Genomic DNA, 23,806 nt, shown 5'->3' on the forward strand with positions numbered 1-23,806 from the left:
AAAAGATAAGACGCTTTATACAAGCGCCTTATTTTTTTCATATGTTTGTTTAATTATGTTGTAGCAGTAGGTCTCGATGTTCTTTTTATCATTGGGATCGAGCTTATCCAGATAGATGGGCTCACCATATTCCAGAACGACATGCGACTTTCTTAAAAAAGGAATGTGGTCTTCAAAGATCGCATTTGAGTTGTTGATTGTCATAGGAACTATGGGGCATCCGGTTTTCTGAGCGATCTTAAAGCTTCCCTTGTGGAAGGGGAGCATCTCGTCGGTGCCGTTTCTGGTGCCTTCGGGATAAATCGTTATTGATATGCCGTTTTTCACCTTATCAATTGCAGAAAGAATTACCTGAAGGCCCTGTCTTATGTCGTCTCTGTCAAGGAAGAGACAGTCCATATTTCTCATCCACTGCGAGAGAATCGGAACTTTTAATATTTCTTTTTTGGCTATATAACCTGTAATTCGCGGAACTCTGGAATAGCTTAGAACTATATCGTAATAGCTTCTGTGGTTTCCTACATATAAAACCGCTGTATCCTTCGGGACATTCTCTTCTCCTATCACGGTAAGCTTGGCGCCTGAAAGAAATGCGACACATCTAAATGCCCAGCTTACTATGCGAAGGGATGCGACCTTCTTGGCATTCAGATTGAATTTGCCGACAATCCACAGCACCAGGTGCATGACAATGCTGCAGAGAAAAAAGATAATTAAAAACAACAGAACTAAAATAAAACGTATCATAAAAACTCTCCGATTAGTGTATAGTATAGATATTATATCATAATAAAGGAAATAACATGATTCTTATTAAAAATGGCAGGCTTATGGATCCTGCAAGTAAAACAGACGGATACAGAGATATTCTTATTCATGAGGGCAGAATAGCCAAGATAGGGTTTTGCGGAACTCTGGATGATATGGCTGCTGAAGCCATGGCATATTATGCCGATAGCGATCCTCAGGGACAGCTGTGTGAAATAGATGCCGGAGGAATGATAGTTGCACCCGGCCTTGTGGATGCGCACGTCCATTTCAGGGATCCCGGTTTTACAAAGAAGGAGGATATTCATACCGGTGCGGAAGCAGCAAAACACGGCGGATTTACCTCTGTTGTAATGATGGGTAACACTGAGCCGCACATGGATAACCCCGAGACTATAAGATATGCTCTTGAAAAGGGGATGGAGACAGGTATACGCGTCTTCACCTGCGCAAATATTACAATGGGGATGAACGGTAATGAGCTGACGGATATGGAAGGTCTTCTTAAGGAAGGCGCAGTACTGTTTACCGATGACGGGAAGCCGATAACTGATGAAAACATCATGCGAAAGGCCTGCCTTGAATCTGCAAGACTCGGAAAAGTGCTCAGCCTTCACGAGGAGAATCCGGAGTTTATAACCGACAACGGAATAAATGCGGGAGAAGCTGCCGAGCTTCAGGGACTTAAGGGTTCACCCAGAGAAGCAGAGATATCCATGGTAAAAAGGGATATAGAAATAGCAGGTGAGACCGGAGCACATATTACAATCCAGCATATAAGCACGAAGGAAGCCGTGGATATGGTGAGGGAAGCAAGAAAAACCAATCCGAGAATCCATGCTGAGGCTACGCCCCATCATTTCACATTAACAGATGACGCGGTAAGAGAATGGGGAACCATGGCTAAAATGAATCCGCCCCTCAGAAAAGAGGAGGACAGGCTTGCTATTATAGAAGGGCTGGCAGACGGAACGATTGAGACGATAGCAACAGATCATGCTCCGCATACTGCCGAGGAAAAGGCGGCGGAATTTTCAAAAGCGCCAAGCGGAATAATAGGTCTTGAGACATCGCTGGGGCTTGGCATAAGAGAACTGGTACAAAAGGGACATCTGGATCTTATGACGCTGCTATCCAGAATGACCTATCAGGTTGCCAATATTTATGAACTTGGAGCCGTGGGCAGGATCTTTGAAGGCGGCCCGGCTGATCTGGTCATTTTTTCTGAGAATGAGACCCGTAAGGTTGGGGAGAAATTTGCTTCAAAAGCTTCAAATTCTCCGTTTATCGGTCAGGAACTTCCTGGAAAAATATATTACACCATATGCGGAGGCAGGGTGTACGACATAAATTCAAATTCATAAGTATACGCTTAATATACGGAGGAAAGAAATGTCTAAAAAGAAAAAAATAGACGCGGTAGTGCTGGAACAGAGGGTGCTTGCGGACGGAATAATGGATATCACTATTGAAACAAGCCTGGCGGAGGATGCAAATCCGGGCCAGTTTGTCGGGATTTATCCAAAGAATAAGTCCACTCTTCTTCCAAGGCCCATAAGTATCTGTGAGTATGACAGGGAAAACGGAAAACTCAGAATAGTATACAGAATAGCAGGAAGCGGCACTGCAGAATTTGCACTCTATCAGCCGGGAGAAAGCATAAGTATTCTTGGGATTCTGGGAAATGGCTTTCCGCTTGATAAGGCAGAAGGAAAGCGGGTTCTTATCATAGGCGGAGGAATCGGTGTTCCGCCGCTCCTTGGTCTTTCAAAAGCCCTTCATGAAGGGAATGAGGGAGTAAAAGCCGGGTCGGTTACTATGGTAATGGGCTACAGGAATTCGGACAATTTTCTTGCGGACGAATTTAAAAAGTACGGAAATCTCCTTATTGCCACCGAGGACGGAAGCGTAGGGACTAAAGGTAATGTCATAGACGCCTGCAGAGAGAATAAGGTTCAGGCAGATATTATCTATGCCTGCGGCCCTATGCCCATGCTTAGGGGAGTGGCAGCTTATGCTGCGGAAATAGGTGCAAAAGCTTATATAAGCCTGGAGGAGCGTATGGCCTGCGGAGTAGGCGCTTGTCTTGGATGTATATGCAAGACGAAGAATACAGATGAGCATTCACATGTAAACAACGCACGAATATGTACGGATGGACCGGTGTTTGATGCAGATGATCTTGAACTTTAAAATGTAAAAATTTTTACGAGGTGAGATTAGAATGAATACAGCAGTTACAATTGCAGGAGTTACTTTTAAGAATCCCGTAATGACCGCATCCGGTACCTTTGGATCCGGCATGGAGTACTCGGAATTTGTAGATCTGAACAGACTTGGCGCCGTTGTTACAAAAGGTGTTGCCAATGTGCCGTGGCCGGGAAATCCAACACCGAGAGTGGCGGAAGTATATGGCGGAATGCTAAATGCCATTGGACTTCAGAATCCCGGAGTGGATGTAATGATAGAGAGAGATCTGCCTTTTCTTAAGGACTTTGATACTAAAGTTATTGTCAATGTGTGTGGGAAGAGTACGCAGGACTATGTGGACGTTGTCGAGAGGCTTTCAGATCAGGATTCGGTTCATATGCTTGAAATCAACGTATCCTGCCCCAATGTTAAGGAGGGCGGAATAGCTTTCGGGCAGAATCCGGATGCTTTATTTGAAATCACAAAAGAAATCAAAAAGCATGCAAAACAGCCGATCATAATGAAGCTCAGCCCGAATGTCACAAGCATTTCAGAGATGGCTAAGGCTGCAGAGGCAGCAGGGTCGGATGCTATTTCACTAATAAATACAATTACCGGAATGAAGATTGATATTTACAGGAAAACCTTTGCCATAGCAAATAAAACCGGCGGTTTGTCGGGGCCTGCCATAAAGCCGGTTGCTGTTCGCATGGTATATGAGGCTTCACATGCGGTAAAAATCCCGGTTATCGGAATGGGTGGTATAGCGACAGCAGAGGATGCCATCGAATTCATGCTTGCAGGAGCATCTGGGGTAGCAGTAGGAGCTATGAATTTCCATGATCCTTATACCACGATAAATGTGATAGAAGGTATTGAGAGATATATGGAAGAGCAGAATATATCGGATATTAATGAAATAATCGGCGCAGTGAAATAAGTATTCACCACGCCGGTAGAGTTTAAATAATTACATATTATCCGGAGTAAAGGATATCCTTACCTTTGAATCCGAGATTTTATCGCCGTCCAGCTGCAGTTCATACTGTACATGGGCGGTGATTTTTTTTGGATTTTCTTCAATCATGAGATGCCTTGTTATGGCAGTCATTTTCATCAGGCCGTAGGGAGTCTTATAGTCGGTGTCCCAGGTTTTTCCCAGTGAAAAATACAGCTCCGAATCCAAAGCACCGGTCTGAACCATGCGAAGAAAGCCCTCACCGATCTCAAGCCTGTGGGAAGTAACTGCAGGTGCCTCTCCGGGAGTATCTGACATATCTTCCGTATATGTGATTATGTAGGTGGTTCCCTGCTGGTCGCAGCTTGCCGGGAACTCCTGCTTTATTATTTCGGGAGTTCCGTCGCCGTGATCGTGGGAGCCGACGATTTTAAGTGTTCCGTTCATTCATACTCCGTTTTATAAAAATATAATTGTAATGGACTTATAAATTTGAGCTAATGGGCTTTGTCAGGAAAAGCTCAGGGGCAATACCTCTGCCTTGGAGTTCCTTTATGGCGTTATTTGCGCTGACAAGATCCTTATTCTCAAAAATACCGAATACTGTAGGGCCGCTTCCGCTCATGCGTGCGCCTTTCGCGCCGTTTGCCAGAAGAATCTGCCTTATTTCCTCTATAACAGGATATTTTCCGGATGTAATAGGCTCTAAAACATTGCCGAGGCGATCAGTTATTCCGGTAAGGTCGCCCTCTTCTATGGCGGATTTTATTCCGTCAATGTCCGGATGCTCTGCAATGGGTGCCGAATCAAGAGTCGTGTAAGCCCAAGCGGTTGATACATCAAGAAGTGGCTTTGCAATTACAATATGACAGGAGGGCATGTCGGGGAGAGCTGTAAGTTCTTCTCCTATTCCTTCCGAAAGGGCGGTACCACCCTTTATGCAGTAGGGAATGTCCGCACCTTTTTTTACTGCAAGGTCACATAACTCCTCGGTATTAAGACCGAGATTCCAGAGTTCGTTAAGTGCAATGTATGTCGCAGCAGCATCGGTGCTTCCACCGGCCATTCCGGCAGCCATGGGTATGTGCTTCTCAAGGCGGATAGTTACACCCAGGTCTGTGGCATTACAGTGAGAACGAAGTTGATCAGCAGCCTTATAGATCAGGTTATGTTCGTCCGTGGGAATTCTGGGATCCGATGTCTCTATTACTATTTTATTATCGTCTCTTTTTTCAAAAGAAAGATCGTCTGACAGGTCAATGCTCTGCATGATCATTCGCACGAGATGGTAGCCGTCATCACGTCTTCCGATTACGTCAAGGCCTAAATTTATTTTCGCGTATGCTTTTCTTGTGATCAATAGAATATCCTCCTTCAATCATCAAACTGTAAGTATCATACCATACTTTATAAATAGTTTACATTTTGCGGAGAAGTATATGGTAATAGTACAAATTTTATAATTATTTAATTGAAAATAGCTAAAAAAATACTTAAGGTTAAATTGAAAAGAGTCGATAAATAAGATGAGTAATACTGTAAGTATGCCTTGGCATACCAGTCGTATCGGCGTCAGATCATTTGGCGTAGAAAAGGAGTTCATATGGGCGTAAACGGAGTTACGGGTGTAGACCAAACCACGTATTACGAGCCGACGACGACCGCAAAGGTAGCAGAATCAACATCTGAGGATAAAACAGCGAAAACCGCTGAAGCAAAAGATACCGGAAAAGCTGCGGTTTATGAGAAGTCGGATAGTGTGGCAGCACCTACAACCAATAAGACTTACACAAAGAACGAAGCAGTTGTCAATATGCTAAAGAGCGACCTGGAGGAAAGAACCAATCAGCTGAAGGATATTGTATCCCAGATGATTTCCAAACAGGGAAACGCCATCGGAAAAGCCGATGATATCTGGTCTTTCCTTGCAAGCGGCGACTATACGGTTGATGAACTTGCAAAGAAGAAAGCGCAGGAAGAGATATCTGAGGATGGTTATTGGGGCGTAAAGCAGACCTCACAGCGTATTCTCGATTTTGCAAATGCTCTTACAGGCGGAGATCCCAGTCAGATCGAAAAGATGCGCTCAGCATTTGAAAAGGGATTTAAGGAAGCAACCAAGGCCTGGGGCAAAGAACTGCCGGATATTTCAAAGCAGACCTACGATGCAGTCATGAAGGGATTTGACGAAATGGCTGAAAAGAATAATGAAACAACTGCTGAGACCGGTGAAATTGAAGCATGATTTTTACAAATTAAATATTGAATAATGAAAAGGACTGTGAGCATATGCCACAGTCCTTATTTTGTAGTATTTTATTAAAGTATCGGATTACTTAAGGGGCTTTGCGCCGGCCTTCTCCTGAGCTCTGGAAATGAGATCCTTCCAGAATCCCTTTTTCTCTTCCTTATGAGCAACACCGCCGCGGATACCCTTAACACCTATAACATAGATTCCGCTCACATCAGCCTTAACTTCCTTTTTAACAGGTACAGAATCAAAGATCTTTTCATCGCAGACAAGATTCATGATCTGGGGACCAACCTTAACCTTAAGGATCGGAAGCTTGGAACGACGAAGAAGCTTGGGAGTGTTCTCCAAAACAGCAGAAGGAAGACCTGCCTCATTGATCTTCATACGCTTTTTATCAATGACGAGCATGGAAATGCTCTGCTTCATAGCCTCCATCTGTGCCTGCTGCTCTTCCTGACGCTTCTGGGCTTTCTTACCGAGAATGGTCAGTACAACAAGACCTATAATAAGAACTGCAATAATTACTAATAATACGATTAATACCGGATTCAAAACATTCCTCCAAACTATACAAAAAACTGATTGTTGCGACTAGCGAAAAACATCGCGCAAAAAGTATTTTATCATTGAATGCGGTTACAGGCAACAAAATACTTTAACATAAGTAGAAACTGTGCTAGTATTAAAAAAGTTTGATTTTTGTTTTCAAGGAGTAAATGTTATATGAAAAAAATAGTGTCAGTTATGATGGCTGCGGTAATTGCTGCGGGAGCACTTACAGGATGTGCCAAGGCAGGCAAAAACGCCGATGCTGCATACCTTAAGGATATTAAACTTACAGATTATGTAAAGCTTGGAGAGTACAAGGGATTGTCCATAGAAGTTGCATCCCCTGAAGTTACAGACGAAGAGGTTGAGCAGTACATGCAGTATATAAGCTCTTCCATGAAGGCTACTGTTGAGGTAACAGACAGAGCAGTTCAGGAGGGTGATACAGTCAATATCGATTATTCCGGTAAAAGAGCAGATACCGGCGAGGTATTCGATGGTGGTACTGCTGAAGGATATGATCTTACAATAGGCTCACATTCTTTTATTGATGGTTTTGAGGACGGTCTTATCGGAGCACAGATTGGTGAGACAAGAGATTTGAATCTTACTTTCCCTGAGAATTACGGCGCTGCCGAGCTTGCCGGTGCAGATGTTATTTTCACGGTAAAGGTCAACAGCATAAAAGTTAAGCCAGATCTTGACGATGCTTATGCAGCTTCACTTGGAATAGAGAATGTATCTACTATTGATGAACTTAAGGCATATCTTAAGAGCAGACTTCTCGAGGAAAAGCAGACAGATTATCAGAATGAAGTAAATAATAAGATTCTTGAAGCTGTTACCAATAATTGTAAATTTTCAGAGACTCCTGCTGCAGCCCTTGAGCGCTTTAAGGGATTGTACACAGATCAGGCAAATCTTGTTGCATCATATTATTCAGCAAATTACGGTACCAATTATTCAACAGACCAGGTTCTTTCAATGCTGATGTCACAGGATGGCTTTACAGGAGAGCAGGAAGAGTATCTTGCAGATAAGTCGGTTGAACTTGCAAATCAGTTCATAATGCTTGGAGCAATTGCTGAGGCTGAGGGTATTGAGGTAACAGAGGACGAACTCAACGAGAAGCTTAATACCGATATGGCTAATGCAAATGCTACTGCCGAAGAAGGTAAGTCGGTTGCCAGCCTTGATGAGTACAAGAAGACAGTTGATGTTGAGAATGTGAAGGAGAATCTCCTTACAAATAAAGTTATTGAGTTCCTTGCAGCAAATGCAGTTGTTACAGAGCCTACAGCCGATGCGACAGAGGCCGACAGTTCAGCAGAGACTGATGAAGCAGCACAGACAGACGCAGCAGAGGAAGCAGAAAGCGCAGATTGATCCGAATAACGGACAGATACGGAGGTATATATGGAACTGACAGATATCAGAGAGCTCTTTGCAGCTCCGGAAAAATATGCAGATAAAGAAGTGACGGTTGGCGGCTGGATCCGTAATATTCGTGATTCTAAGACTATCGGATTTGTTGTATTAAATGACGGTACATATTTTTCACCCCTTCAGGTGGTTTATTCTGATGAGCTTAGCAACTTTGCAGAAGTAAGCAAGCTCAATGTAGGAGCAGCTATCATTGCTACAGGTAAGATCGTAATGACTCCTGATGCAAAGCAGCCCTTCGAGATGCAGGCAACAGGTATTGAGATCGAGGGACCTTCAACTCCCGATTATCCGCTTCAGCCTAAGCGTCACTCTCTTGAGTATTTGAGAACACTTCCTCATCTTCGTGCAAGAACAAACACATTTGAGGCAGTTTTCAGAGTTCGTTCACTTGCAGCATATGCTATTCACTCATTCTTCCAGGAGAGAGGCTTCGTATATGTTCACACACCGCTTATCACAGGTAGTGACTGTGAGGGTGCAGGTGAGATGTTCCAGGTAACAACAATGGACCTGAACAATGTTCCCAAGACTGAGGACGGAGAAGTTGATTATTCAAAGGATTTTTTCGGAAAGCCGGTAAACCTTACTGTTTCAGGACAGCTTAACGTTGAAACCTATGCATTTGCATTTAAGAATGTTTACACATTTGGCCCCACATTCCGTGCAGAGAACTCAAACACAACACGTCACGCTGCTGAGTTCTGGATGATCGAGCCCGAGATGTGCTTTGCAGATCTTAAGGATGATTGTGACTGTGCAGAGGCTATGCTTAAGTATGTTATCAACTATGTACTTGAGAATGCACCTGCTGAGATGGAGTTCTTCAACACATTTGTAGATAAGGGACTTATCGAAAGACTTAAGAATGTTGCAAACAGCGATTTCGGTAGAATTACATATACCGAGGCGGTTGAGCTTCTTAAGAAGCACAATGATAAGTTTGATTACAAGGTAGATTGGGGTTGTGACCTCCAGACTGAGCATGAGAGATATCTCACAGAGGAGATTTTCAAAAAGCCTGTATTCGTAACTGATTATCCGAAGGAAATCAAGGCTTTCTATATGAAACTTAACGAGGATGGCAAGACTGTTGCAGCTGCTGACTGTCTTGTACCCGGAATCGGTGAGATTGTCGGTGGAAGCCAGAGAGAGGATGATCTCGAGACTCTTGAAAAGAGAATGGATGAACTTGGCCTTAAGAAGGAAGATTATCAGTTCTATCTTGACCTTCGCCGTTACGGTTCAGTTCGTCACGCCGGATTCGGACTTGGTTTCGAACGTTGCGTAATGTACCTTACAGGTATGGGCAATATCCGCGACGTTGAGTCCTTCCCTCGTACAGTAGGAAACTGTGAGCTGTAATTCGAGCATAATATCTGAATAATCAAGCTGCTTCATTTTCTATGAAAAATAAGAAAATGAGGCGGCTTTTTTGATATAATAAAATAGAATAAGAGTTTTGTTTTTTTATGGGGAATAAATGAGAAAATACACATTTAAAGCATATAAAAAATATATTTGTGCAATTATGGCGGCAGTCTTTGTTTTGAGCTCCGGCAGCACCGCTTTCGCTACGACCAGTAAGGAACTTAAGGAGCAGCAAAAGGAGCTGGAAAAGGAGAAAAAAACTCTGGAAAAGCAGCAGGATGCCATTGAATCAGAACAGCAGCAAAGCCAGAGCGGTCTTGACAATGCAAACAGGGATATCAGCAATATTCAGGGAGAGCAGGCTGAAATCCAGGAAGGCATTAATGCTGCAAATGAGGAACTTACAGGCCTGCTCACAAGTATAGATCTGATTCAGTCCGATATTGAGGATACTCAGGTAAAGATAGAGAAGACTCAACAGGAATATGATGAGGCGAAGTCTCAGGAAGAAACACTTTATGATGCCATGAAAAAGCGCATAAAGTTTATGTATGAAAAGGGAGAGTTCTCCTATGCTGAGCTTTTGTTACAGGCGCAGAGCGTCGGAGATATGCTCAACAAAGCCGGATATGCCGAGGAACTCTATGATTATGACAGAACAAAGCTGTCAGAGTTTGTTGCGGTAAAGGAGGCTGCTCAGCAATACGGAGAGGAGCTTGAAGAAGCAAAGTCTGAACTTGAGACCTCACAGTATGAGCTTAAAGAGGAACAGGCTTATGTTGAGACAGTTATAGACCAATATAAGAAGCAGTATGCAAACTTTGATGTGCAGCTTGCAAAGGCGAGACAGAACGCAGCCGTATATTCCGAACAGCTAAAACAGCAGACCTCGCAGATAAGGGATTTGCAGGCTAAGATTGATGCAAAGGATGCTGAAGTAAAAAAGACAAAGAAGGCAGCAGACGAAGCCGCATCCAAGGAAGTGGAAGAGGCTAGAAAGAAGAAGGAAGCAGAAGAGGCTGCAAAGAAGAAGGCGCAGGAAGAACTCGCAAAGAATACTGCCACCGACGACGATGATGAGGATGATGACGACGATGATGCCGGACAAAGTAGTGCATCTACAGCAAGCAGTGAAGCTCCGTCAGCCCAGGCTTCAAATACAGCACCTGCTCCTGCCGGTTCTGCAAGCGGACAGAATATAGCAAATTACGCCTGTCAGTTTGTCGGCAATCCTTATGTTCCGGGAGGAACCAGTCTTACAAACGGTGCAGACTGTTCGGGATTTGTTTATGCTGTTTACAAAGCATTTGGAATCACTGTCCCGAGAACTTCCTATTCTCAGGCAACCTATGGCCGGGAGGTTTCATATCAGAATGCCCAGGCCGGGGATGTAATTTATTACGGCGGACATGTCGGAATCTATCTGGGCGGCGGAAGAATTGTTCATGCAAGTACCGCCAGAACCGGAATAAAATACGAGAATGCAACCTACAGAACAATACTTACAATTCGTAGGTTTGTGGGATAAATAAGCCTTCTCCTATGGAGAAGGTGTCAGCGAAGCTGACGGATGAGGGTAAAACGTGGAATGGAATAAACTTCTTTGCGGAGACAGAATCCGCCCTATTCAAAAACGAGAGGGGTCACAGGATCTTCGCAGTGAATTTGAAAAAGACTATCACAGAATAATAGGAAGCGCTTCTTTCAGGAGGCTTCAGGACAAGACCCAGGTATTTCCGCTGGATCAGTCCGATTTTGTGCGGACAAGGCTTACGCACTCTCTGGAGGTTTCCTCCTTTTGCAAATCTCTTGGACAGAACATAGCAAGGAAAATATTAACGCAGATAAAGGACGAGAGCTTTGATCCGTCCTACCAACAGGATATCTGTGACATTTTGCAATGCGCAGGACTTTTGCATGATATAGGGAATCCGCCTTTCGGTCACTTCGGAGAGACCGTGATAAGGGAGTGGTTTAAAGATAATTTGCCAAAACTTCGTTTTTCAAAAGACACTGTTGGGAGTGGTACAGGTTTTGAAGAAGGGAGACCGCTTACCGAGATTCTGAATCCTCAGATGCAGAACGATTTTTATAATTTCGAGGGTAATACCCAGGCGCTTCGAGTGGTAAGTAAACTGCATTACTTAGTTGATGAGCACGGAATGAACCTTACGAAAGCTCTTTTGGCTACCATTATAAAGTATCCCGTTTCATCGCTGGATGTTGATAAGAAGAACCCTGATATATGCTGTCACAAGATGGGTTATTACTATGCGGACAGAGAGCTTTTTAAGGACATAGAGGATTCCTGCGGCTTAGGCGGAAGACGTCATCCGCTGACATATATTCTTGAGGCAGCTGATGATATAGCATACAGGACAGCTGATATAGAGGATTCTTATAAAAAGGGAAGAATCAGCTTTGACATGCTGGTAAGGGAGCTTGAGAAGAGATGCTACGAGGATCAGTCGGATCATGTGTACAGAGACCTCATCGGAACATTGAAATACAGATACGGCAAGGGAATCGAGCATGGAGTAAGTGATCCGGGCGGATATGCGGTTCAAAATTGGATCATTGCTGTGCAGGGAAGGCTTATTTATCTGGCTACGGACAGCTTTGCTGAGCATTATAACGAGATCATGGATGGATCCTTTGGCTCAGAACTCCTTGAGGGTACCGAAGGGAAACATATTGTGGATGCCCTGGGAGAAATTGCCGTAAAATATGCATTCAATTCGGAGCCGATATTAAAGATTGAAGTGAGTGCGGATCAGATTCTGACCTATCTTCTGGACAGACTTGTGCCCGCGGCAATAGGCTATGATACCGGAAATAAGCTGCGTCCTATAGATTCCAGGATGATGTCGTTCATATCGGATAATTATAAAAAGATATATCACATTTATTCTGAGGGAAAGACAGAGGATGAAAAGCTTTATTTGAGGCTTCTTCTTGTGACTGACTATGTATGCGGCATGACTGACAGTTATGCGAAGAGGTTGTATCAGGAATTGAACGGACTAATATAGATTTGTGATATATCTGCAGGCTTGCTTTTTTTTGCTATTGCATTTATTGTAATTTAAGCGATAAACAGAATTTTTCACATCAATGATGAAAGAGGAAAATATGGATAAAGAAATGGTAGTGGTCCTGGATTTCGGCGGACAGTACAATCAGCTTGTAGCCCGTCGTGTCAGAGAGTGTAACGTTTACTGTGAAATCTATTCCTACAGAACGCCTATCGATCAGATTAAGGCGATGAATCCCAAGGGAATTATCCTGACGGGTGGTCCGAACTCCTGTTATGAGGAGGGAGCACCGACCTACACTAAGGAATTGTTTGAGCTTGGCATTCCGATTTTGGGATTGTGCTATGGCGCCCAGCTTATGATGCATGTGCTCGGAGGCAAGGTTGAGAAGGCACCTGTAAGAGAATACGGTAAGACGAATACTTTTATAGATGGTGCTAAAGATACACTTTTTGCAGAAATTGAGGATGAAACCATTGTCTGGATGAGCCATTTTGACTATATCAGCAAGGCTGCACCGGGATTTGAGATTGTTGCGCATACAGCGGACTGCCCTGTTGCTGCAGCAGCCTGTGAAGAGAAAAAACTCTATGCTATCCAGTTCCATCCTGAGGTTCTCCATACAGTTAAGGGTAAAGAGATTCTCTACAATTTTGTAAGAGGAATCTGCAAGACAGAAGGATCCTGGAGAATGGATTCTTTTGTGGAAAATACAGTAAAAGAGATAAGAGAAAAGGTTGGAGACGGCAAGGTGCTTCTTGCTTTATCGGGCGGTGTTGATTCATCAGTTTTGGCAGCACTTCTTGCAAAGGCTATCGGCAAGCAGCTCACCTGCGTGTTCGTTGACCACGGTCTTCTTCGTAAGAATGAAGGCGATGAGGTCGAGGGCGTATTTGGCCCTAATGGAAATTTCGATATTAACTTTATCCGCGTAAATGCGGCAGAAAGATATTATGCAAAGCTCAAAGGCGTTGAAGAGCCTGAGAGAAAGCGCAAGATTATCGGTGAAGAGTTCATCAGAGTCTTTGAGGAAGAGGCCAAGAAGATTGGAACGGTTGATTTCCTCGCTCAGGGAACTATTTATCCCGACGTTGTTGAATCAGGCCTTGGCGGTGAGTCCGTTGTGATTAAGTCTCACCACAATGTCGGCGGACTTCCGGATTATGTCGATTTTAAAGAAATTATCGAACCTCTTCGTTCACTGTTTAAGGACGAAGTTCGTAAGGCTGGACTTGAGCTTGGACTTCCCGAGTATCTTGTGTTCCGTCAGCCTTTCCCCGGACCGGGACTTGGAATTCGAATAATCGGAGAGGTTACAGCCGAGAAGGTTCGCATAGTTCAGGATGCCGATTATATCTACAGAACAGAGCTTGCTGAGGCGTTCAAGGAAGGCAAGATGCAAAAGCTTCCCGATCAGTATTTTGCAGCTCTTTCAAATATGAGATCTGTCGGAGTTATGGGTGATGAGAGAACCTATGATTATGCAGTAGTTCTCCGCGCCGTTGAGACAATCGACTTTATGACAGCCGAGGCTTCAGAGATTCCTTTTGAGGTATTACAGCGTGTTATGAGCCGTATCATCAACGAGGTCAAGGGTGTCAACAGAGTAATGTACGATCTTACAAGTAAGCCTCCGGGAACGGTGGAACTGGAGTGAAAATTCTGTAAATTTCAAATATTGTATTGACAAAGAGTTTCAATTAGCATAATGTAGTAGTTGCTTGTGACACTGTAAACTATTTTTTCAGAAAGGAGGTAAACGCAATGATTAAGACTAGGCATAATGATGTACTGAACATGGTAATTGTGGTTACCTCGCAGAAGTTTGCCAAGTAATTCTATAAGGCTTATTTTGGCGTGGTATCCGCTCAGGAGACCACGCCTTTTATATTTTTGGGCACATGCGCGCGATGTGCTGCAGGCGATAACTAGGCGATAGGGTCTCCGATCCTGTCGCTTTTTGTTTTGCGCACAACTGTGCGTTTGTAGATATAGGGGTGAAACAATGAAAAAGTATTTGATAAAAAACTGGTGGCGATACCTGATCGGAGGAATCTCTCTGATCTGCAGCACCGCAATTGATGTAATGCTGCCTTTCGTTACCCTGTCCATGGTTGACGACGTCATCGTGGGCAGAAATATGGATATATTCAGGAGAGACATTATTCTCTTCGTAGCAGCAGGTCTTGGAAGAGCCTTCTTCCAGTTTATTAAGGAGTTCCTGTGCGACATGTCAGGATGCCGCGTGGCATCGGGCCTTAGAAAAGACATGATGAAGCACATATTCTCCCTGAACAAGGGCTATTTTGACAAGAACAACACCGGCGAGCTCATGGCAAGAGTCAAGGACGATGCCGGATCAGTATGGGATCTTACGGGATTTGTGGGCATGCTTTTGACTGAAGCAACCGTTTATTTCATAGGCGTTGTAATCTGTATGATCACACTAAACTGGAAGCTCAGCATAATCCCGCTGGCATTTATGCCTCCTCTTGCATATGTGGCCCTTCACCTTGAGAAAAAGCTCGGCAAGGACTACGACGAGATCAGCGAAAGAAATGCCGATCTCACCAAAGTTGTTGAAGAGAACATCTCAGGTGTCAGAACTGTAAAGGCATTTTCTGCCGAGGGCCTTGAGATGAAAAAGTTCGATGAAAAGAACGAAGCCTACGGCGATGCGAACAAGCAGTTTGCTTCCGATCTTGCGGACAGCGATCCTCTTATCGGCCTGATCCCCAAGATTATGCAGGTTCTGGTGGTGGCCATTGGCGGCTACGCAGCCATCAAGGGCAGCATCACCTACGGAACTCTTGTTGCATTCGTGTCATATTCAATCCAGGTAGTATGGCCCATTGAAAACCTTGGCTGGATGCTTTCCCTGGTTTCTCAGGGTCTTGCAGGCTACAAAAAAATTAACAAGGTTATGAAGACCGAGCCCGAGATCACAGATACTTGGGCAAAAGAGCTGCATAAGGAGGGTAACAAGTCGGGTGAGATCAGCTTCGATCATGTGAGCTTCAACATTGACGGCAAGACAATCCTGAACGATGTCAGCTTTAACTTAGGAAAAGGTAAGACCCTTGGAATCATGGGTGCCACCGGTGCCGGAAAGAGCACCATCGTAAACCTTATTGAGAGGTTCTACGACGTCACAAGCGGCAGCATAAAGATCGAGGGAAAAGACATCAAGAAGATGCCCCTTAGTGATGTAAGAGCTTTTTCCTCGGTTGTAACGCAGGATGTATTTCTTTTCTCGGATACCATCACTGAGAACGTCAGACTTGGATTCAAGGACACAATGGACTTAAGAACCGTTAAGTCAGCCATCAAGAGTGCTCACGCTCAGGAGTTTGTCGAGAAGATAACCGACAGCTATGACGCTGTCATCGGAGAAAGAGGCATCGGCCTCTCCGGAGGGCAGAAACAGAGACTTTCCATTGCGAGAGCTCTTGCCAAGAAGGCAGATCTTCTGGTGCTGGATGATTCTACATCCGCACTGGATATGGAAACTGAAGCAGCAATTCAACAGGAGCTTCAGGAAAAGAATGATATGAGCAAGATCATCATCGGACACCGTATTTCTTCAGTGAAGGATGCCGATGAGATCCTTGTACTTGAAAACGGAAGGGTGGCCGAGAGAGGAACCCACTCTGAGCTCATCAGAAAAGGTGGTCTGTATTACAGCACATATGAGGCTCAGTATGGAGACTACCACAAAGCTATGGCTGCCTGCGAATAAGGAGGTGCATATTATATGGCAATAAACAGCACCAGAGAGGATGAGGATTTAAAGGAGACCCTAAAGCTTGATGTATTGGGGCGTCTTCTTAAAAATCTTTTGGAATATAAGGGAAAGATTGCGCTGGTAACAATACTTATACTGATCACAGTAGCAATCTCAACCACCTATCCTCTGCTGATTGAAAAAGTAATAAACGACGAGATCATAGACAAGAATGTAAAAGGCCTGTTCATTATGGCAGGTATTATGGTAGCCATGGCTCTCATACACTACGTAGCCACCAGAATATGGAGGCGCATAATGGCCACCATTTCCAATGATATGATAAAGAACATCAGAAGAAGGCTCTATGTTCACATTCAGGAGCTGGGAGTGGATTTCTTTGATCAGAGGCCTTCAGGCAAGATTCTGGCCAGGGTAACCGGAGACGTAAATGCTCTTAAGGAAGTTCTCTCCAGCACTATTACAACCCTGGCTCCCGAGGCCATAAGCCTTGTGGTGATCCTGGCAATAATGATCATCAAGAGCCCTGTCCTATCTCTTTCTGCGGCAGTGGCAGTTCCCATCATCATGCTGGGCCTGTTCTTCTGCGAGATTCTTGCCCACAAGAGATGGCAGAAATGGAAGAAGAAGGACTCCAACATGACAGCCTTTATCCACGAGGGTATAGAGGGCGTGTCGGTAATTCAGAGTTTCAACGCTCAGGAGGAATCCTCCAGAGAGTTCAACGGAATAGTAAACGAAGTCATCCATGCCTTCAGATCCGCAGTTCTCATCGCCGACCTGTACAGTCCCACCATTGAGATTGCAGGCGGCCTTGGAACAGCAACTCTGTATTACCTGGCTGTGACAAAACTCGGTGTGACACAGGAATCACTGGGAACTCTGTCGGCCTTCGTATTGTATCTGGGAATGTTCTTTAGTCCCATTAGGAACCTTGCCAGTTACTACAACAAGCTCATAACCAACCTCTCATCTGCAGAGCGAGTTTATGAGATAATGGACATGGAGCCTCTGGTAAAGGATGGCGAAAAGGCTATTGATCTTCCTGAGATCAAGGGCAATGTGGAATTTGATCATGTAACCTTTGCTTATCCTGATGAGCCCGATGTGGACATTCTCCACGATGTGAGTTTTACAGCTGGGCAGGGTGAGACCATCGCACTTGTTGGTCCAACCGGTGCAGGGAAGACAACCATTGTCAGCCTTCTTAGCCGCTTTTACAACACCAAGGCGGGAAGAATTTTGGTGGATGGATATGACATCAGCAAGGTTACCATCCAGTCTCTGAGAAATCAGTTTGGCATCATGACCCAGGACAATTACCTGTTCTCGGGAACCATCAGGGACAACATCAAGTACGGAAGACCCGATGCCACTGATGAAGAGATGATAGAAGTTTGCAAGGCGGTTCACGCGCACGACTTCATCAGCAAGCTGGAGAAGGGCTATGACACCGTCATAACCGAAAGGGGCGGCGGACTTTCCAATGGCCAGAGACAGCTGGTGGCTTTTGCGAGAACTCTTTTGACGGATCCCAAGATACTGATCCTGGACGAGGCCACAGCCAGCATTGACACCGGAACAGAGATCCTGGTTCAGCAGGGAATCGAAGAGCTTCTTAAAAAGAGGACTTCCTTTGTGGTGGCCCACAGACTTTCAACCATTAAGAATGCGGACAAGATCTTTGTCATCGACGATGGCGGAATTCTGGAGTGGGGTGACCACGAGAGCCTCATGGCCAAGAAGGGCGCTTACTACGAGCTGTACTCCGCTCAGTTTGTGAAAGCCTCATAAAATGAGAACGAAAACAATTGGAAGGAAAAATGAAAATGGAACTATGGGATGCCTATGATGAGCTAAATGTCATTTCAGTCTGTTTTTTGTATAATTGAGAAGATATGGATTGATGGAAAATCTGGCGATGCTAACATGAGTATATAGAAAAACGGAGGCGGTTGTGGGAGATACACATTTATATCTTATCTTAAGTGTCACATTGGTTGTGATACTCATAGGCTGCATTGCCATCCTGATAAGAAATTACATGAAGCTGATTGCCAGGAATGATGCCCTTCGCGAAAGCATCGACAACCTGTGCAGGCTGAATGACAAACTCAGAATGGACAGACACGACTATCTGAATCATCTGCAGATTGTGTATGGTCTGATGGAGCTTGAGGAATATGAGGAAATGAATTCATATCTCAGGAAGGTTTACAAGGAGTTGCTTAAAACAGGAAAAGCTGTAAAGACGTCAAAGCCTGCGATAAATGCACTTCTGGCAGCCAAGTCGGCGGAGGCAGAAGCAAAAGAGATTGAGTTTCTGATTGAAGTCAAATCTGATCTTAAAAAGCTAAGTATTGAAGACTGGGAGCTGTGCAAAGTCCTTTCCAATCTGATAGACAATGCTGTTAAGGCGCTTGAGGATTTTGACAGCGGAGAAAAGACGATCAGAGTGAACATTACGGAAACGCCTGAGAGATACATTTTCGATGTGGAGGATAATGGCCCTGAGATTCCGGAGAGCATAAGAGAGAGTATTTTTAAAAAGGGATTTTCTACCAGGAAAGAAGAGGGCCATGGAATGGGGCTCGCAATCGTATCCGAAATCTTGAATAAGAGCGGTGGAGACATTGAACTTTCGTCAGACGAAGAAGAAACTGTCTTTACCGTAAGCTTTGAAAAAGGAGAATAGTTATGGGAGCAGTTCAGATATTGGGAGTGCTAGCCCTGATAATAGGGATACTTCTGATAGGTGTCGAATTCTATATGCCGGGCTTTGGATTTCCGGGGATTGCCGGCATCATTTTTACCGCAGCAGGTATCTTTTTAACCGGAAGAAATGTTCAGGAACGAGTTATTGTGGGCGTGATAGCTATCGTTGTTATAGCAGTAATGCTGGTGATAAGCATCATAGTATTCAGTTCAAAAAAGATAAAATCACCGATTAAGCTTGATGAGGACCTGCGGGGCAAAAACCTGTTTATCGATGAGAAGGACATGGAGTATCTTATCGGGAAAAGAGGTGTTGCCATAACGGACTTAAAACCCTCCGGAAAAGGTGAATTTGACGGAGTTAAGTTTGATATTCTTTCTGAAAAATATTATATAAAAAAGGATTCACCCCTTGTTATAACAGAAGTAAAAAACAACAGGATAATGGTTGAGGAGGATAAGTAAAATGATGGCAACTATAATAATAGCGGCAATAGTAATCATACTGATAGCAGCGTTTTTTGCAGTGATACCGGTAGGAATGTGGATTTCAGCAGTAGCCAGCGGAGTAAAGATAAGTATCTTTTCCCTGGTGGGAATGAAGCTTAGAAGGGTAAAGCCTGCCAAGATAGTTAGCCCTCTTATCAAGGCGACAAAAGCGGGCATCAATGTTACAACCAATCAGCTTGAAGCACACTATCTTGCAGGCGGAAACGTAGACAGTGTGGTAAATGCTCTTATTGCAGCAGAAAGAGCCAGCATGAACCTTTCTTTTGAGCAGGCATCGGCAATTGATCTTGCGGGACGTGACGTTTTTGAAGCGGTAACAATGAGCGTAACCCCGAAGGTTATTGAGACACCTCAGATCTCAGCCGTAGCAAAAGACGGTATAGAGCTTCTTGTTAAAGCCCGTGTGACTGTCAGAACCAATATTGATCAGCTTATCGGTGGCGCCGGAGAGGCAACTGTGCTGGCAAGAGTAGGAGAAGGTATCGTAACTACTGTTGGCTCGGCTACAACGCACAGCAGTGTTCTTGAAAATCCCGATGATATTTCCAAAGTTGTTCTCGAAAAGGGGCTTGATTCCGGTACAGCCTATGAGATCATGTCCATTGATATTGCTGATATCGATATTGGAAGAAATATCGGTGCTAACCTGCAGAGCCTTCAGGCGGAGGCCAACACCAAGATTGCACAGGCCAAGGCAGAGGAGAGAAGGGCAATGGCTGTAGCTCTTGAACAGGAGATGAAGGCAGAAGTCGTTAAGGCGGAAGCAGATATTCCAAGAGCGATGGCAGAAGCTCTCAGGTCAGGTAATCTTGGAGTTCTTGATTACTACAATCTCAAGAATGTTCAGGCAGACACGAAAATGAAGAATGACATAGGAAGCGGTATTGCCGAATATGTCGAGACTAAGAAGGACAAGAACTAAGCTTACCGGGTAATACGGAAAAGAACTATTAAGGGGCGAAGATATGATAAGAGTAATGGTAGTTGAGGACGAGGAGCAGATCAGGAATATTTTAAAGAAGATGATAGAGAAGACTCCTGATTGTGAAGTTGTATCCTCCTGCGGAAATTTTGCTGCAGCTATCAGCGACTTTATCAGACTTCGCCCCGATGCAGTTTTCATGGACATAGACCTTGCGGGTGAAAGCGGCCTTGACTGTGCCAAGGCTATCACCGAAGTGGATCCGAAGGTGAAGATTATTTTTGCAACAGCTCACAGCGAGTACATGGCTAATGCCTTTGAAATATATGCTTTTGATTATCTTGTAAAACCCTTCGATCTGGAGAGGATCGGTAAGACACTTGGCAAAATAAAGAGTATGACGTCCGGGAATGCTACCGGTTCCAATGGTACTAAAACAGAGACCGGGTATGAGAAGCTGGTTATTCGTGGCAAAGAAGAGATAAACCTTATAGATACTAAGGATATCATAATGATAGAACGGTCCGATGGCATCTGCAGAATAGTGACCGGGGACGAGATTTTTCTTACATCAACGTCTCTATCCTCTATCCAGGATAAGCTGGATCCCGACAAATTCATGAGATGTCACAAGTCATATATCATAAGAGTTGAAGCGGTCAAAAAGCTTGAGGTATACGGCAGGTGGACATATACAGTAACTCTTAAAGATACCGATGAAACTGCGCTTATGACCTCGGAAAAATATAATGAGATGAAACAAAAGTTTTGTGGGTTTTGAAATATGTATTATCACGCATCACCGTTTGGGAACATTTCCAGGCTGGAGCCTAGAATTTCTAATCATGGAATCCCTTTGATCTATTTTTCAAGAAAAAGAGAAAATGTGCTTGTCTATCTTAGTAATGCAGTAGAGAAGTATTGCAGAGAAACAGGCTTTGCTTTTGATGGAATCTGGCAAAAGTGGGGACCATATGGTTTTGGTAAGGAAGGGCGTCTTTGCTTAGAGGAGTATTATCCTAATGCCCTTGAAGAAACATATAGTGGCGTTTCGGGATACATTTACAGTGCTTCTGAGATAGAGAATTGAGAAAGGAAAATTAAGAACTAATCATGTTCAAAGAATACTATGAAAAGCTTTTGGTGCGGATATCCATTGATTTTAACTGTACCCCGGCAGATTTAAGGGAAAAGAAGATTATTATCACACAGCCGGCAATGAATGATGGTAGAAGGAGTTACAGCCCGGGTATGCCATTTCTGGAAATGGCTACGCTCGGAGACAGTACTGTCATCATGGCAGATGAATGCCTGCACGAGTTCCTGAGGGGACTGATAAAAGATAAAGAGGCGCATCGTCTGTTTGAATTTGATAATCTTCTGAAGTTAAATGAAGAACTGAAACCGTATGGCTACCAAATGAATCATACGCATCACATGTTCCTGCCCTGCTGTGATATCAAGGTGGAAGAGCGTTTCCGTGTTAAATGGCTATATGATAGTGAAATAAGTCAGTTTTACGGTGATTCACGCTTCCCGAATGCAATCGCTTATCCTGAGCCTTGTCCGGTTCGGCCGGACAGGATCGCAGTCATTGCGCTCGATGGGGATACCATTATGGGTATGGCAGGCTGTTCTGAAGATGCACCACACTGGCAGCAGGTAGGAATTGATGTGTTGCCCGAATATCGGTCAAGAGGGATCGGATCCTATCTTGTGACACTGCTTAAAAACAAGATTATTAATATGGGCGATGTTCCTTTCTATGGAACCGCAACAGCGAATATTCAGTCACAAAACGTTGCCATTAAAAGTGGTTTCAGACACGCATGGGTGGAAACCGAGGCTATGAAGGTTTAAAAAATACAAAAGACAGATAATCAGTATTTGACTTAGCCCTTGGGGCAGGCTTTATCATTTTCTAAAAATATAAACATCAGGGAAGGTCTCCTATGAATATTGATGACTATATCGAGTTATACAAAAAAGATGGTTACATTAAGGAAATGAGAAAGCATGTTGGACATGCTCCTGTGATGACCTGTGCCTGTGGTGTGATAATTGAAAATGACGAGGGCGAAATCCTTTTACAAAAGAGGCAGGATAACGGGTGCTGGGCTATTATGGGCGGAGCAATGGAAATGGGTGAGACCTTTGAAGAAACCATCAGAAGGGAAGCCCTGGAGGAATCCGGTCTTACACTGGGAAAACTTGAGGTGTTTCAGTTCTATTCGGGGAAAGACCGCATAATACAATATCCTAACGGTGACATATGTTTTGGTCCGGGAATCGTTTTCATCACAAGAGAATATTCAGGTGATATCGTCAATGATCCCGGCGAGGTGATGGAGCACAGATTTTTTGATAAAAATGATTTGCCGGAAAATCTAAATGAGTACGATAAGAAAATCATCCTTGAGTGGGTTAACAGAGGCTAACTGGCGGAGGAGAGCAATGCATTTTGACAAATCTCACAACTACATTGGATGGCTCAGAAGCAAAGTCGGCCATGAAAAAATAATGCTCGTATTTGCAGGAGGTTGTATCTTCAACGATAAGGGAGAAGTTCTTCTTCAGAGAAGAGGAGACAGTAACAAATGGGGATTTCCCGGAGGTGCTATTGAACTGGGAGAGACTCCTCAGATGGCAGCAGTACGCGAGGCAAAAGAAGAGACCGGACTTGAGGTCGAAGCAGGTAAGATAATCGGAATCTATACGGATAGCGATATTGAATATCCTAACGGAGATAAGGCTCACAGTATTTGTATAGCCTATGAGTTAAAAGTCGTAGGCGGAGAATTATTCTGTGATCAGAAAGAGACATTGGAGCTTAGGTATTTTTCAAAAGAGGATAAGCCGATTTTGTTTTGCAAACAGCACGAAGAAATGTGGCAGGATATTTTTAGTGGAAACTGTTGACAAGAAAAATGTTTGGTGTTTGAATAATATTTAGCGTTTGACAAAAACTATCGGAGGTATGAAAGGAATGCGGAATAGGTAATATTGATTCATAAATTTGCAATATGCAGATTGAAAAGGTCATCAGAGAATGGCTTTTTTAAGCACGGATCATATTATCTTGAACACATTTTTCATAGAGCCGATTGGTCATAGATTATCAGTACCGGGGCCCTTGATTTATCAGGGGTGTTTTTAGTTCTGATATATTAAGTGAAAATAGCATGCAGCTCATACTATAGCTGCATGCGATGTTAAGGGATAATGGATCCGTCTGCATAATGCAGGCGGTTTTTTTGGTTTGCGCGCCATGGGCGCGCTCTAACGGGTGAAAGTCCCGAACACGCCCAGATAGTGGGAAGTGTATAGCCGAACAGCAAGGGTGTCC

23 protein-coding genes are annotated in these 23,806 nt (G+C 44.0%); 19 read left to right on the forward strand and 4 right to left on the reverse strand.

The window, feature by feature from the left end; all coding sequences use genetic code 11:
* Positions 1 to 15 precede the first annotated feature (15 nt).
* The gene (locus G630_RS0109680; protein ID WP_022761059.1) at positions 16 to 747 is read right to left on the reverse strand and encodes a lysophospholipid acyltransferase family protein; all 732 of its coding nucleotides are present in this window, start codon (positions 745 to 747) and stop codon (positions 16 to 18) included.
* Positions 748 to 803: 56 nt separating this feature from the next.
* Between G630_RS0109680 and G630_RS0109685 the strand changes: the two genes are divergently transcribed.
* The 3 genes from G630_RS0109685 to G630_RS0109695 are packed head-to-tail and all read left to right on the forward strand — an operon-like array spanning position 804 to position 3,898.
* Positions 804 to 2,132: a dihydroorotase gene (locus G630_RS0109685; RefSeq protein ID WP_022761060.1), complete on the forward strand. Its 1,329-nt coding sequence runs from the start codon at positions 804 to 806 to the stop codon at positions 2,130 to 2,132.
* A gap of 28 nt (positions 2,133 to 2,160) precedes the next feature.
* A complete protein-coding gene (locus G630_RS0109690; RefSeq protein WP_022761061.1) occupies positions 2,161 to 2,961 on the forward strand; it encodes a dihydroorotate dehydrogenase electron transfer subunit in 801 nt (266 codons plus the stop codon).
* A gap of 31 nt (positions 2,962 to 2,992) precedes the next feature.
* Complete coding sequence (locus G630_RS0109695; protein WP_022761062.1) at positions 2,993 to 3,898, forward strand: dihydroorotate dehydrogenase; 906 nt, start codon at positions 2,993 to 2,995, stop codon at positions 3,896 to 3,898.
* Positions 3,899 to 3,928: 30 nt separating this feature from the next.
* On the opposite strand, the gene G630_RS0109700 is transcribed toward G630_RS0109695, so the two are convergent.
* Both G630_RS0109700 and ispE read right to left on the reverse strand, forming a co-directional pair.
* Positions 3,929 to 4,363, reverse strand: a complete 435-nt coding sequence (locus G630_RS0109700) for a DUF1934 domain-containing protein (RefSeq protein ID WP_022761063.1) — start codon at positions 4,361 to 4,363, stop codon at positions 3,929 to 3,931.
* Positions 4,364 to 4,400: 37 nt separating this feature from the next.
* Positions 4,401 to 5,276, reverse strand: a complete 876-nt coding sequence (ispE, locus tag G630_RS0109705) for a 4-(cytidine 5'-diphospho)-2-C-methyl-D-erythritol kinase (protein WP_330361222.1) — start codon at positions 5,274 to 5,276, stop codon at positions 4,401 to 4,403.
* A 243-nt stretch (positions 5,277 to 5,519) separates the two neighbouring features.
* Between ispE and G630_RS0109710 the strand changes: the two genes are divergently transcribed.
* Entirely contained in the window at positions 5,520 to 6,161 is a 642-nt protein-coding gene (locus tag G630_RS0109710) for a hypothetical protein (RefSeq protein WP_022761065.1), read from the forward strand.
* A gap of 87 nt (positions 6,162 to 6,248) precedes the next feature.
* On the opposite strand, the gene G630_RS0109715 is transcribed toward G630_RS0109710, so the two are convergent.
* Complete coding sequence (locus G630_RS0109715) at positions 6,249 to 6,722, reverse strand: hypothetical protein (RefSeq protein ID WP_022761066.1); 474 nt, start codon at positions 6,720 to 6,722, stop codon at positions 6,249 to 6,251.
* Positions 6,723 to 6,893: 171 nt separating this feature from the next.
* On the opposite strand from G630_RS0109715, the gene tig reads away from it, so the two are divergent.
* The 15 genes from tig (at position 6,894) to G630_RS0109790 (ending at position 23,379) form a co-directional block, all read left to right on the forward strand.
* Positions 6,894 to 8,105: a trigger factor gene (gene tig / locus G630_RS0109720; protein WP_022761067.1), complete on the forward strand. Its 1,212-nt coding sequence runs from the start codon at positions 6,894 to 6,896 to the stop codon at positions 8,103 to 8,105.
* Between the two features lie 30 nt (positions 8,106 to 8,135).
* Complete coding sequence (gene asnS / locus G630_RS0109725; protein ID WP_022761068.1) at positions 8,136 to 9,527, forward strand: asparagine--tRNA ligase; 1,392 nt, start codon at positions 8,136 to 8,138, stop codon at positions 9,525 to 9,527.
* A 118-nt stretch (positions 9,528 to 9,645) separates the two neighbouring features.
* On the forward strand, positions 9,646 to 11,061 hold the full coding sequence (locus tag G630_RS0109730) for a C40 family peptidase (protein ID WP_022761069.1): 1,416 nt from the start codon (positions 9,646 to 9,648) through the stop codon (positions 11,059 to 11,061).
* Between the two features lie 55 nt (positions 11,062 to 11,116).
* The gene (locus G630_RS0109735; RefSeq protein ID WP_022761070.1) at positions 11,117 to 12,565 is read left to right on the forward strand and encodes a deoxyguanosinetriphosphate triphosphohydrolase; all 1,449 of its coding nucleotides are present in this window, start codon (positions 11,117 to 11,119) and stop codon (positions 12,563 to 12,565) included.
* 100 nt (positions 12,566 to 12,665) lie between these two features.
* Positions 12,666 to 14,225, forward strand: coding sequence for a glutamine-hydrolyzing GMP synthase (gene guaA, locus G630_RS0109740; protein WP_022761071.1), 1,560 nt, complete (start codon positions 12,666 to 12,668; stop codon positions 14,223 to 14,225).
* 348 nt (positions 14,226 to 14,573) lie between these two features.
* Positions 14,574 to 16,307 (forward strand): ABC transporter ATP-binding protein, encoded by a 1,734-nt coding sequence (locus G630_RS0109745; RefSeq protein WP_022761072.1) that lies wholly within the window; start codon positions 14,574 to 14,576, stop codon positions 16,305 to 16,307.
* Between the two features lie 15 nt (positions 16,308 to 16,322).
* Positions 16,323 to 18,107, forward strand: coding sequence for an ABC transporter ATP-binding protein (locus G630_RS0109750; protein WP_026498451.1), 1,785 nt, complete (start codon positions 16,323 to 16,325; stop codon positions 18,105 to 18,107).
* A gap of 163 nt (positions 18,108 to 18,270) precedes the next feature.
* Positions 18,271 to 19,008 (forward strand): sensor histidine kinase, encoded by a 738-nt coding sequence (locus G630_RS21385; protein WP_022761074.1) that lies wholly within the window; start codon positions 18,271 to 18,273, stop codon positions 19,006 to 19,008.
* A gap of 2 nt (positions 19,009 to 19,010) precedes the next feature.
* The gene (locus G630_RS0109760; RefSeq protein WP_026498452.1) at positions 19,011 to 19,493 is read left to right on the forward strand and encodes an NfeD family protein; all 483 of its coding nucleotides are present in this window, start codon (positions 19,011 to 19,013) and stop codon (positions 19,491 to 19,493) included.
* A 1-nt stretch (position 19,494) separates the two neighbouring features.
* Positions 19,495 to 20,460 (forward strand): flotillin-like protein FloA, encoded by a 966-nt coding sequence (gene floA, locus G630_RS0109765; RefSeq protein ID WP_022761076.1) that lies wholly within the window; start codon positions 19,495 to 19,497, stop codon positions 20,458 to 20,460.
* Between the two features lie 43 nt (positions 20,461 to 20,503).
* On the forward strand, positions 20,504 to 21,241 hold the full coding sequence (locus tag G630_RS0109770; RefSeq protein WP_026498453.1) for a LytR/AlgR family response regulator transcription factor: 738 nt from the start codon (positions 20,504 to 20,506) through the stop codon (positions 21,239 to 21,241).
* Between the two features lie 75 nt (positions 21,242 to 21,316).
* Positions 21,317 to 21,550 carry a hypothetical protein gene (locus G630_RS21390; protein WP_196805776.1) on the forward strand — a complete coding sequence of 78 codons (234 nt, stop codon included), beginning with the start codon at positions 21,317 to 21,319 and terminating at the stop codon, positions 21,548 to 21,550.
* Positions 21,551 to 21,573: 23 nt separating this feature from the next.
* A complete protein-coding gene (locus G630_RS23525; RefSeq protein WP_026498454.1) occupies positions 21,574 to 22,320 on the forward strand; it encodes a GNAT family N-acetyltransferase in 747 nt (248 codons plus the stop codon).
* A gap of 92 nt (positions 22,321 to 22,412) precedes the next feature.
* The gene (locus G630_RS0109785; RefSeq protein ID WP_044959046.1) at positions 22,413 to 22,898 is read left to right on the forward strand and encodes an NUDIX hydrolase; all 486 of its coding nucleotides are present in this window, start codon (positions 22,413 to 22,415) and stop codon (positions 22,896 to 22,898) included.
* 16 nt (positions 22,899 to 22,914) lie between these two features.
* A complete protein-coding gene (locus G630_RS0109790; protein ID WP_026498456.1) occupies positions 22,915 to 23,379 on the forward strand; it encodes an NUDIX hydrolase in 465 nt (154 codons plus the stop codon).
* Positions 23,380 to 23,806: the final 427 nt, after the last annotated feature.

It is taken from the genome of Butyrivibrio sp. WCD2001 (assembly GCF_000424485.1).
GTDB lineage: Bacteria > Bacillota > Clostridia > Lachnospirales > Lachnospiraceae > Butyrivibrio.